The 11,278-nt window shown below is 44.0% G+C and carries 10 protein-coding genes; 9 read left to right on the forward strand and 1 reads right to left on the reverse strand.

From position 1 onward, the window contains the following. Positions 1–21: 21 nt before the first annotated feature. The 6 genes from V7M78_RS07170 to V7M78_RS07195 all read left to right on the forward strand — a co-directional run bounded on the left by V7M78_RS07170 (position 22) and on the right by V7M78_RS07195 (position 7,045). Positions 22–954 (forward strand): BadF/BadG/BcrA/BcrD ATPase family protein, encoded by a 933-nt coding sequence (locus V7M78_RS07170; RefSeq protein ID WP_333647889.1) that lies wholly within the window; start codon positions 22–24, stop codon positions 952–954. 273 nt (positions 955–1,227) lie between these two features. Continuing rightward, positions 1,228–2,910: a peptide ABC transporter substrate-binding protein gene (locus tag V7M78_RS07175; protein ID WP_333647891.1), complete on the forward strand. Its 1,683-nt coding sequence runs from the start codon at positions 1,228–1,230 to the stop codon at positions 2,908–2,910. 120 nt (positions 2,911–3,030) lie between these two features. Next, positions 3,031–3,972, forward strand: a complete 942-nt coding sequence (locus tag V7M78_RS07180) for an ABC transporter permease (protein WP_333647893.1) — start codon at positions 3,031–3,033, stop codon at positions 3,970–3,972. Next, positions 3,965–5,017: an oligopeptide ABC transporter permease gene (gene opp3C, locus V7M78_RS07185; RefSeq protein WP_333647895.1), complete on the forward strand. Its 1,053-nt coding sequence runs from the start codon at positions 3,965–3,967 to the stop codon at positions 5,015–5,017. Before V7M78_RS07180 ends, opp3C begins: the two co-directional genes overlap by 8 nt. Positions 5,018–5,027: 10 nt before the next feature. Next, complete coding sequence (locus tag V7M78_RS07190; protein ID WP_333647897.1) at positions 5,028–6,119, forward strand: ABC transporter ATP-binding protein; 1,092 nt, start codon at positions 5,028–5,030, stop codon at positions 6,117–6,119. Then, a complete protein-coding gene (locus V7M78_RS07195; protein WP_333647899.1) occupies positions 6,119–7,045 on the forward strand; it encodes an ABC transporter ATP-binding protein in 927 nt (308 codons plus the stop codon). Before V7M78_RS07190 ends, V7M78_RS07195 begins: the two co-directional genes overlap by 1 nt. 68 nt (positions 7,046–7,113) lie before the next feature. Here the strand turns inward: V7M78_RS07195 and V7M78_RS07200 are convergent, their stop codons facing one another. Next, positions 7,114–7,758, reverse strand: a complete 645-nt coding sequence (locus V7M78_RS07200; RefSeq protein WP_333647902.1) for a flavodoxin family protein — start codon at positions 7,756–7,758, stop codon at positions 7,114–7,116. Positions 7,759–7,886: 128 nt separating this feature from the next. Between V7M78_RS07200 and V7M78_RS07205 the strand changes: the two genes are divergently transcribed. The 3 genes from V7M78_RS07205 (at position 7,887) to V7M78_RS07215 (ending at position 11,278) form a co-directional block, all read left to right on the forward strand. Further along, a complete protein-coding gene (locus V7M78_RS07205; protein WP_333647904.1) occupies positions 7,887–8,252 on the forward strand; it encodes a winged helix-turn-helix transcriptional regulator in 366 nt (121 codons plus the stop codon). Between the two features lie 217 nt (positions 8,253–8,469). After that, positions 8,470–10,233, forward strand: a complete 1,764-nt coding sequence (locus tag V7M78_RS07210; RefSeq protein ID WP_333648139.1) for an EAL domain-containing protein — start codon at positions 8,470–8,472, stop codon at positions 10,231–10,233. Between the two features lie 418 nt (positions 10,234–10,651). Then, on the forward strand, positions 10,652–11,278 hold the full coding sequence (locus V7M78_RS07215; RefSeq protein ID WP_333647906.1) for a TetR/AcrR family transcriptional regulator: 627 nt from the start codon (positions 10,652–10,654) through the stop codon (positions 11,276–11,278).

Raw genomic sequence — 11,278 nt, forward strand, 5'->3', positions numbered from 1 at the left:
ATTGAAAGCGGAGGAAGTCATATGATGAAGCAGTACATTGCTGGATTGGATATTGGAGGCACAACCGGAAGGATGAAGCTGAAAAGCCTTGACGGGCAGCCCCTGGGAGAGTTTTACGGGCCGGGATGCAGCCTCAATACCGATGGAGAAGAAAAAAGCGGGGAGAGATACAGAGAACTGGTCCTTCCTGCCCTGGAAGAAAGCGGCTTAAGGCCCCAGGACTGCGCCTCCATTTGTATTGCGGCCAGCGGGGTTGATTCTCCTGAGCTGGAAAGCATCTGCCGCAGGGCTTTTCTTGCCATGGGGTTTGGGGAAGACGCCATTATCATTCAGAATGACTGTGAAATTTTTCTCAATCTGTCGGAAGCCCCTGCTCTGGTTCTGGTAGCAGGAACAGGGTCCATCAGCTATGGAAAGGATGAGAGGGGAAAGGTTGTGAGAACCGGAGGCTGGAACCATATTTTAAGTGATGAGGGAAGTGCTTTTCACATCGGAATGTGTGTCATAAAGAATGTAAGCAATCACTTAGACGGCAGGGAGAGCTGCCCGGTACTTTACGGGTACTTTTATGAAAAAACCGGGATCAGCGACTTGTCCAGGCTGGATGAATTCATCAATGCAAATTTAATGGATAAGGCGGTGATCGGGGCTTTGGCCCCCCTCTCCTCCCTGTCCTTTGAAGCAGGGGAGGCAGCCGGACTTTCCATTATAGAGGAAAGTGCCGGAGTTTTAGCTAATCTGGTGAAGGATACCTGCCGGAAGCTGGAGCTGGGACAGGATCAGGCTGCTCACCTTTGGTTATGGGGAAGCGTATTGGTTCATAACGGCCACATAAGAGAACGGGTGATAGATCTGGTTCATGACAGCTATTATAATATAGAAATAAAGATTCCGGAAAAACGTGCTCTTGATGTGGCGGTGTGGGTAGCGGAAAGCATTGTAAAAAGGGCATAAACGGACGTGATTTAAGGCGTGGTTACTCATATAAATATATGGAGCCATGCCTTAGATATCATTCAAGAGGGATATAAAGGAAATAAAGGTTTACAAAATTATGTTGACAAGCTACATAATAATTGGGTATAATAACAACGATAATTTAAGCATATGGTATCGGACAATGTAGTCTAAAAATTTTCTAGATTTTTTTGACTGCATTTTTTGTTACATATTTAACAAAGTTCCTTCCGGAATATCCGGTACTTATGCAAAAAAGAGGAGGACATTATGAAGAGAGTTGGTAAGTTTGCAGCACTCGTGCTCGGAACTCTGATGGTCGTTTCACTGGCCGGCTGCGGCGGCGGAAAGCCCAGCACCGGTACCGGTACAGAGACAACACAGGGCGGAAGCGAAGCAGGCGGCAGCACAGACGCTGCGTCAGGCAAGGTATTAAAAGTGCATTTTGATGTGGAGGTAGCCTCCATGGATCCGCAGATCGCTACAGACGGAACTTCTTTTGAGGCAATTGCAGCAATTACAGAGGGACTGTATTCTGTTGATGAAGCAGGATCTCCGATTCTGGCAATGGCTGAATCTGTAGACAAAAGCGAAGACGGTTTAACCTACACCTTTAAGCTGAGAGATGCTCAGTGGAGCAACGGCACTCCTGTAACTGCAAATGATTTCGTATTTGCATGGAGACGTCTGGTAGATCCTGTCGTAGCAAGTGAATATGCATTTATTGCCGGAATCGCCGGTATTACAAATGCAGAGGCAATCACTGCAGGCGAGGTAGCTCCTGACCAGCTTGGTGTAACAGCTCAGGATGACAAGACTCTTGTGGTAAACTTAGATGTTCCGGTACCATTCTTTGAGTCCCTGATGTCATTCCCATCCTTCCTGCCGGTAAATGAAGAGTTCTTTACCAATGCAGGCGACAGCTTCGGAACCTCACCAGCCACTATTTTAGGAAACGGACCTTTCATGATCACTTCCTATGAGCCGGCTGCAACCAGCATCACACTGGCTAAGAGCCCTACTTACTGGGACGCTTCCAAGGTTAATTTGGACGGCATTCAGTATCAGATCATCAAGGATTCCCAGCAGGCTATGTTATCCTACCAGAATGGTGATTTGGATTTGGCAGCTCTTTCCGGAGAGCAGGTAGAGCAGTTCCAGGCAGATCCTGAATTCCATAACATTATGGCAGGATACTTATGGTACATGTCTCCAAACCAGACCGTAAAGGGACTGGAGAACGTAAATCTTCGTAAGGCCATGGCTTTATCTTATGATAAAGAAGCTTTGGCAAAGAATGTCCTTAAGGACGGTTCCATTGTAGCGAACTTTGCAGTTCCTACTTTACTGGCTACCGGACCTGACGGAAAAGATTTCCGTGAAACAACAGGAACTTATTTTGAAACCGACAAGGCTAAGGCTCTTGAATATTGGGAGACTGCAAAGGCTGAGTTAGGGGTAAGCGAACTGAAGTATGTCATGATCGTAGAGGATACAGAATCTGCCATCAATGTGGCACAGTTTATCCAGTCTGAAATTCAGACTACCTTACCTGGAATTACCATTGAGCTTCAGACCATGCCAAAGAAAAACCGTGTAGAGAGAATGCAGCAGGGTGACTTTGAAATTGGTTTAACCCGTTGGGGACCTGACTATGCAGATCCTATGACCTATTTAGGCATGTGGAAAACCGGCAGTCCTAACAACTATGGTTTCTGGTCCAATGCAGAGTATGATGCAATCATCGACTCAGCGACTAAGGGCGAACTGGCTGTTGACGTAGAAGCCAGATGGGAAGCATTAAAGAAAGCAGAAGAAATTGCAATGGATGAAGCTGTTATCATGCCTGTATATCAGAAGGGTGATGCAGTAATGATTAAGACAGGTGTTGAAGGAGTTGAGTTCCACTCCGTAGGCATCAATCGAATCTATAAAAATGCGACTATGAATTAATCGGTAGAAGCAGACTATTCCGCTTTATTAGGAATGCATTGTAGTGACGCTGTCGGGTGTGCCTGCCACAGAAGACGGCGTCACTATTTTTTGCTTACTACAGACAAGGAGTGTGGATTTGTGAAAAAATATATAATGAAGCGGGTTGCAATATCCGTCGTGACCCTGCTGGTGATCCTTTTGATCTTATTTTTAATGCTGGAGTTTATGCCCGGATCACCATTTAACGACGAAAAGCTGACGGAGACCCAGCGGGCCATCCTCAACGCAAAGTATGGGCTGGATCAGCCTTTGATGGCACGTTTTTTCAATTACATCAGAGCAATGCTGAGCGGAGATTTTGGGGTTTCCTATACCATATCCAAGAATACGCCCATTACAGCCCTGCTTGAAACAAGACTGCCTATTTCCTTAAGAATCGGAGGACAGGCAATCCTGATCGGCACAATTATCGGCTTGATTCTGGGCATTATAGCTGCAATCAAGCATAACACCATTTATGACACCATTACCACTGTTATTTCCGTATTGGGTGTGAGCCTGCCATCCTATGTGTTTGCTATGGCTCTGATTTACTTCCTGGGATTCCGGCTGAAATGGTTCCCTCTGCTTTATCAGATGCAGGCGCCTGTTTATTCCTCTGTTATGCCTACCGTATCTCTTTGCATGTTCACCATAGCGACGGTGGCCCGTTTTACCAGAACAGAGATGTTGGAGGTATTGGGTTCCGATTACATGCTTCTGGCAGAAAGCAAGGGGTTAAACAGCTTCCGCCTGATTTTCAAGCACGCCTTGAGAAATGCCCTGATCCCTATTATCACGGTATTAGCTCCTTTGGTGGTGGGACTGATGACAGGAAGTTTGGTTATTGAGAAGCTCTTTTCCATACCTGGAATCGGAAGTCTTCTGGTATCGGCCATTCAATCCAACGACTATAACGTGGTTGTGGCTCTGACCTTTATTTACAGTATTATGTATATTGGAATTATGCTCGTGGTGGATATACTTTACGGTGTTATTGATCCGAGAATCAGACTGGCAAAGGGGGATGATCATGAATAATACAGAATTTGAATTTGCACCGGACGACTTTTTACTGGTCGGTGCGGAAAAAATCTCCCGTGTGGATGAAACCTTTCCAAGCAAACCCATGTGGAAGGATATTCTGGCAAGGTTTACAAAGAACAAAGGGGCAGTTGTGGGAACCATTCTCATTCTGCTTGTTATCCTCATGGCCGTCATCGGTCCTAATATGACGGAGCACACTTATGATTCCCAGATCATTTCCCATCAGAACCTGGCTCCCAGAATTCCGGGAATGGAAAAAGCGGGAATTTTTGACGGTTCTGAACAGATGAGCACTTCCACAGGTATCATTGTTCAGAATAAATATGTATCAAAAGACGGTACCCCTACCGGGCTGGAAGATATTTATTACTGGTTTGGAACTGATGTCCTGGGAAGGGATATCTTCACCAGAACCTGGACCGGAACCAGAATTTCACTTTATATCGCTTTAGTTGCTGTTATTGTGGACATGTGCTTTGGAATGATCTATGGCCTTGTTTCCGGATACTTCGGCGGCAAGGTGGACATGGTGCTGCAGCGTATTTCAGAGGTGCTTAACGGCATTCCTACACTGGTAATTGTTACCTTGTTAATACTGGTATTTAAGCCGGGTCTGGTCACCATTACTCTTGCTTTGGCTATTACCGGCTGGATCGGAATGAGCAGAATTGCAAGAGCCCAGGTGTTAAAGCTGAAGGAACAGGAATTCATTCTGGCTTCCAAGACACTGGGAGCAAAGGATTTGTTCATTATCTTTAAGGAAATACTGCCCAACATTTTCGGACAGCTGATTATTATGTCCATGTTTTCCATCCCTAACGCAATATTTACAGAAGCGTTCCTGGCCTTTATCGGTCTTGGAGTACCTCAGCCCCTTGCTTCTTTGGGCTCCCTGATCAGCGACTCATTTAAGTCGTTTACAACTCATCCTTATATGATTATCTTCCCGGTAATCGTACTGGCAATCATCATGCTCAGCTTTAACATGATGGCGGACGGTCTGAGGGATGCGTTTGATCCCAAGATGAAGGAAATGTAGGAGGCGGAAGATGGAAAAGAAAAAGATTTTATCAATCAAGGATTTGTCCATATCCTTTAAAACCTCAGCCGGTGAAGTGAACGTAATCCGGGGTATGAACCTTTCGCTGTATAAGGGTGAAACCCTTGCTATCGTAGGAGAAAGCGGCAGCGGTAAGTCGGTAACAGTAAAAGCGATTATGGGCATTTTAAGCAGCAACGGAAAGATCAACAGCGGAAGTATTGAGTTCACATACAACCGGGGAAATGAAGAAGTGGTAACGGACCTGCTCACCCTCTCGAAAAAGGACATGAGAAGCCATATCAACGGCAAGAGAATTGCCATGGTATTTCAGGACCCTATGACCTCTTTGAATCCGACCATGACCATAGGCGCACAGATTATGGAGGGAATGATTTATCATTATCATACTCCGAAAAAGGAAGCCTATGAAAAGGCCATCAAGCTGCTGGAGCTGGTAGGCATTACAGATCCGGAGAAGCGGATGAAGAATTATCCTCACCAGCTTTCCGGCGGTATGAGGCAGAGAGTGGTGATTGCCATTGCCTTATCCTGTGATCCGGAGCTGCTGATCTGCGATGAGCCCACCACGGCTTTGGATGTGACCATTCAGGCTAAGATTCTGGAGCTTATTAAGGATATTCAGGCAAAGACAGGGATTTCTGTTATCTATATCACCCACGATTTAGGAGTGGTGGCTAAGGTGGCCGATTATGTTGAAGTTATGTATGCGGGTAAGGTTGTGGAAATGGGTACAACCGAAGAGATTTTTTACCAGCCCAGACATCCCTATACCTGGGGACTGTTATCCGCTATGCCGGATTTAAACAGCACCGATGACAAGCTTTATACCATTCCCGGAAGCCCGCCCAATCTGCTGGGACGTGTGGATGGAGATTCCTTTGCTCCCCGGAATATTTATGCTTTGAACATTGATTTTAAGAAAGAACCGCCTATGTTTAAAATATCGGATACTCATTATGCTGCCACCTGGCTTCTTCATGAGAATGCTCCTGAGGTTTCTATGCCGGAAGAGCTGAGAAAGAGAATTGATGCGATGTTGAAAGACGGAACGGTTACGGAAAAGGAGGCAAGATCATAATGGAAAAGAGAGAGCCTCTGTTAAAGGTAAACGATTTAAAGCAGCATTTTAAGGTGAGCCGTAAGTTTACGGTCCGGGCAGTGGATGGCGTTTCCTTTGAGATCTATCCAGGGGAAACCTATGGACTGGTTGGTGAATCAGGAAGCGGAAAGTCCACCATCGGACGTTCCATTATCCGTCTGTATGAGCCTACGGCAGGTGAGGTGATTTTTAACGGACAGAATATTTCCGGAAAGCTTTCTGCCAAGGATACTAAGCTTCTCCGTACCAGGATGCAGATGATTTTCCAGGATCCAATGGCGTGTCTCAATCCCAGGAAAAAGGTTATGGATATTATTGCTCAGGGGCTGGACATCCACCAGTTGTATAACAGCCAGGAGGAGCGCCGGGAGAAGGTGTATCAGATTCTGGATATGGTGGGACTTGCAAGCGAGCATGCGGACCGTTATCCCCATCAGTTTTCCGGCGGACAGAGGCAGCGAATCGGCATTGCCAGAGCGCTGATTATGAACCCGGATTTGATTATTGCTGATGAGGCAATCAGTGCGCTGGATGTGTCCATTCAGGCTCAGGTGGTGAACCTGATGAAGGATATCCAGACCAGGACTAATACAGCTTATTTGTTCATTGCCCATGACTTATCCATGGTAAAATATATCTCTGACAGAATTGGTGTGCTTCACCTGGGACATTTGGTGGAGACGGGAACAAAGGATGAGATATTTGATCATCCAATTCATCCCTACACCAAGTCCCTGCTTTCCGCTATACCGCAGCCCAATCCCATTGAGGAGAGAAGCCGGACAGCCATTAGTTATGATTATAAGACCAGCGGAATTGATTATAGTAAGGGTGTGCAGCAGCATATCGGAGGCCAGCATTACGTTCTGGCAACACCCGAGGAGCTTGCAGCCTGGACTAAATAGAAGAAACGGAAGGGGGCGTTGCAAAATAGATGAAAAATCATCTGTGTAGCAACGTCCCCTTTACCACATTATACTTTTGCCATAGATTTTCCCAAGTCATAGGCTTTTTGACAGTCCGCCGGAAAAACTTTTTCCCTGCGTTCTTTCCGTTCTGCTTCATTAAAACTAGCCATATGATATTTGCTGTAATCATTTACCTGCAAAGTTTCAGTTGATACAATGGTTTGGTCGTATCCAAAATGTCTGAACATCATTTTATATTTTTCAAACAAGGCATTATATCCGATTTGGTCAGTCATGCTCTCCGGAACATTCATCGTATAAATAAATGCAGATTTTTTTATGTTTCCATCATAAAAGGTTTGAGAGTAATCATCATAAGAGAGATATTGGAATAGGAATCGTTCTAAAAATCCCTTTGTCATGGCAGTCACGTCACTATAATATATTGGTGAACCAATGATTAGTCCATCACATTTTTCTATTGTTTCAAGTACCGGTTTAAGCTCATCGTTTACAGTACAATGCCCCAGACTTTTGCCGTTTTTGACCTTACAGGCCATGCAGCTAATACAGCCTTTGTAGGCTAAGTCATAAAGATTGACAAGTTCCGTCTGTGCACCTTCGCTTTGTGCGCCTTCCAGCGCTTTGTTCAATAGGATATGCGTATTCCAGTTTTTGCGGGGACTTCCATTTACAGCTATAATTTTCATTGTATACCACCTTTACAAAAGATTTTGCAGTAAAGCAGATTGCTTTTCTGTATGATTTATTATATAATGCAGGGAACAAAGTAACAAGTACGCACATTTTTGTTCCCTATATGTACAATGGAGGATTTATGGAAAAAATAATATGCTCAGAGAGGCTGCCAAAGAAAGAGGGTGGGGAATGCCCCATTATTTATGCGATGAAGTTGATTGGTCAAAAGTGGAAGCTCCCTATTTTAGCGGAGCTTATGAATTATGACGTATTGCACTACAATGAGCTGAAACGTCATATTCCTGGGATTACCAATACAGCGTTGACGAGATGCTTACGAGAACTTGAAGAATTTGGTCTGGTCAATCGGTTTGAACATAGTACCATTCCGCCATCTGTGGAATATAGCTTAACAGACCGGGGAAAAGCGTTGCTGCCAACATTAATTGAGTTATCTCGCTGGAGCGAGGAGCAAATGAAATTAATGGCATTTAAGAACTTATAAAAAGATACTAAAAGATACTGGCAAGTTTTATATAAATTTACTTGTTTCCATTGGGGGAAGACACGGAGGTTACTAACTATGTACGAAGGGGAGGGCTATTTCACATTTTACAGGAAATATATGTAAAGTTTACATAAACTTACTTGCTCCCCTTGAGGGAAGGCAATAAACTAGAAGTCAGTAACTATGTGCGAAGGGGTGTGCTGTTGTGGAGACTATGCCGGTTTCAGAAGGTCTTGCGGAGCGGACCAATGCTCAGATACTTGATAAGATTATAGAAGGCAAATACATCATGCCGGTATATCAGCCGATTATCTCATTGACCGATGGGGAAACTTTTGGATATGAAGCCCTCAGCAGGATATCGGAAGACAGTCTGAAAATGGATATTGAAGAAATGTTCAAGACCGCTGATAGAACAAATCGGGCGTGGGAACTTGAAACCTTGTGCAGAATCAAAGCCCTGGAAGGGGCGGCGGGAATGAACAGGGAGAAGAAGCTTTTTCTCAATGTAAATCCCAATATAATCCATGATGACAGCTTTAAAAACGGGTTTACCAAAAGCCGTCTGGAGGAGTATGGCCTGGATTTTCGCAATGTGATATTTGAAATTACGGAGCGCGTTGCTATTGTGGACAGCAATGCGTTTTTAGGTTCTGTCAGCCATTACAAAAATCAGAATTATGGAATTGCAATCGATGATGTGGGGGCAGGTTATTCCGCATTAAATGTTATATCAGAGGTAAAACCTGGCCTGATTAAGCTTGATATGTCCCTTGTCCGGGGAATTGATAAGGACAGGACAAAACAATTATTGTGCAAGGCCCTGGTGGACTTTGGCAAGGGTGCGGGAATTCGGTTAATTGGGGAAGGAATTGAAACAGAAGAAGAACTGGAAACCCTTGTTAAGCTGGGAGTTGATCTTGGACAGGGGTATTTTCTGGGACTTCCGCAGAGATCTTTTGCGGACATTGCACCGGAAAAGATCGAGATGATTAAACGGTATTACACGAAGAAGTATATAAAAAATATAAGGAGCTCTGTTTATCCCATCATAGGGCATCTGGCAAAGCCGGGCAGCATTTTTTCTCCTGATGAAAGGGTTGAGACGGTTTATGAAATGCTGCGGTTAAATCCTTCCATTACTGAGTTTACTGTTGTGGAAAAGGGCCTGCCGGTGGGCTTTATGACCAGGACCAGCTTAAATGAGCTCTTGGGAGGCAGATATGGATTTAACCTCAATTTCCGAAAGACCATCCGGCAAGTGATTGATACCGGATTTTTACAGGTGGATTATCATATACCAGTAAACCAGGTGTCCAGGCTTGCCATGCAGCGGACCTTTGAAGAACTCTATAATCCCATTGTTGTGGAGCGGGAAGGGAAGTATTTTGGAATTGTAACGGTAAAGGACCTGCTTGATACCAGCACCAAGGTTGAGGTGGACGTTGCCGCCCATTCTAATCCTCTGACGGGTTTACCGGGGAATCTTTTGATTGAAAAAGAGATTGTAAACCGCGTCTGCGGGACTCTGCCGTATTGTATTACTTATTATGATATTGATAACTTTAAGGCGTATAATGATGCTTACGGTTTTCAAAATGGTGACATGATGCTTATGCTTGTGGCCGATATTTTGAAGAAATGCGCTGTCAGAGATGAGTTTATCGGACATATCGGAGGTGATGATTTCATTGTTGTCTGCGATTACCACGAAGGAGAGACTTATTGCAAATCCGTTATAGATAAGTTTGCGGCAGGGGTTACTTCTCTTTACCGCGATGAGGATGTGAAAAATGGTTATATTGTTTCTAAAAATAGAAACGGAGTGACGGAAAATTTTCCTATTGCCAGTTTGTCGGTTGCAGGGATTTCAAATAAAAAGCGTGATTATCAGGTTATTGATGATTTTTCCAAGGATATTGCACAGATTAAAAAGAGATGCAAGCAGCAGCCGGGGAATTATTTTGAGATTCATTAGTTGGGGAATGACAGCGGGAGTTTCTTTCACAAACTCTTCACAGATTTATCAAGATCCTTTCACAAATTCCAGGTATAGTAATAACTGTAAACAAGGCCAAGTCCTTTTGATATAGACTTTTTTTCATACTCAGCCGGCGGGAATTTTCCTGCCGGCTCCTCCCTTTTTGAGGGTATCTATTTTAACCGGTTCTATACTGAATGTTGGGGTGCATTTTCAAGCACACCCCAACATTCTTTTTTTTGTTGAAATTCTTGTATGGTTTTTGCAGATCAGTTCATTATAAATCCCATCAACTATTATGGAACGAATCTTTATATCTGCTATTGACAAAAGTGACCCACCAGTCATATAATGAAAATGTGACTGATGGGTCATCATAATGACTGGTAGGTCATTGATATAAGGAGGAACCTATATGCCCAAAAAAACATTTTTACGGCTTAGAGATGAGAAACAAGAAAGCATCATACGTGCAGCAATTCATGAATTCATTGAAAATGGATTTGCCCGTGCCAAAATCGCAGATATTGCTCAGAATGCAGGAGTTGCGAAGGGCAGCATGTATCAGTATTTTGAAGATAAAGAGGAACTGTACGTTTATTGTGCTGAGTGGGGCCTTGAAACCTTTATGAAAAAGCTGGATGAACGGGTGAATATCGCCGATATGGATGTATTCGAATACTTTGAGGATAATGTATCAAAAACGGAAATCATTAATGAAGAACATGAAATTATCTTATTCCTGCAGAACGTCACGAGAGAACCGGGACTGATCGTTCCATCTATGAAAGCCATGAATAACGCAGCAAATTTGTATGGGAAAAAATTGATCCAAAACAGCAAAAAAAAGGGTGTGGTTAGAACGGACATCGATGATGAACTGCTTATGGATTACTTTCTGGCTGTTGCCGAAAGATTTAAGATGCGGTGGATGGACCGGTACATCGATTTTACCACTGAGATTACAGAGGAACAAACCCGCGCCATGAAATCAGAAATGGCTCAAATGCTGCAATTATTAAAGAGAGGAATGGGGTGTTAA

Origin of the sequence: Lacrimispora sp., from assembly GCF_036758025.1 — a bacterium.
Taxonomy (GTDB): domain Bacteria; phylum Bacillota; class Clostridia; order Lachnospirales; family Lachnospiraceae; genus Lacrimispora.

What these genes read in the sequence shown, in the direction of transcription:
- V7M78_RS07170 (WP_333647889.1), top strand. Translation starts at nt 22, where the DNA reads ATGATGAAGCAGTACATTGCTGGATTGGATATTGGAGGCACAACCGGA.
- V7M78_RS07175 (WP_333647891.1), top strand. Translation starts at nt 1,228, where the DNA reads ATGAAGAGAGTTGGTAAGTTTGCAGCACTCGTGCTCGGAACTCTGATG.
- opp3C (WP_333647895.1), top strand. Translation starts at nt 3,965, where the DNA reads ATGAATAATACAGAATTTGAATTTGCACCGGACGACTTTTTACTGGTC.
- V7M78_RS07190 (WP_333647897.1), top strand. Translation starts at nt 5,028, where the DNA reads ATGGAAAAGAAAAAGATTTTATCAATCAAGGATTTGTCCATATCCTTT.
- V7M78_RS07195 (WP_333647899.1), top strand. Translation starts at nt 6,119, where the DNA reads ATGGAAAAGAGAGAGCCTCTGTTAAAGGTAAACGATTTAAAGCAGCAT.
- V7M78_RS07200 (WP_333647902.1), bottom strand. Translation starts at nt 7,758, where the DNA reads ATGAAAATTATAGCTGTAAATGGAAGTCCCCGCAAAAACTGGAATACG.
- V7M78_RS07205 (WP_333647904.1), top strand. Translation starts at nt 7,887, where the DNA reads ATGGAAAAAATAATATGCTCAGAGAGGCTGCCAAAGAAAGAGGGTGGG.
- V7M78_RS07210 (WP_333648139.1), top strand. Translation starts at nt 8,470, where the DNA reads ATGCCGGTTTCAGAAGGTCTTGCGGAGCGGACCAATGCTCAGATACTT.
- V7M78_RS07215 (WP_333647906.1), top strand. Translation starts at nt 10,652, where the DNA reads ATGCCCAAAAAAACATTTTTACGGCTTAGAGATGAGAAACAAGAAAGC.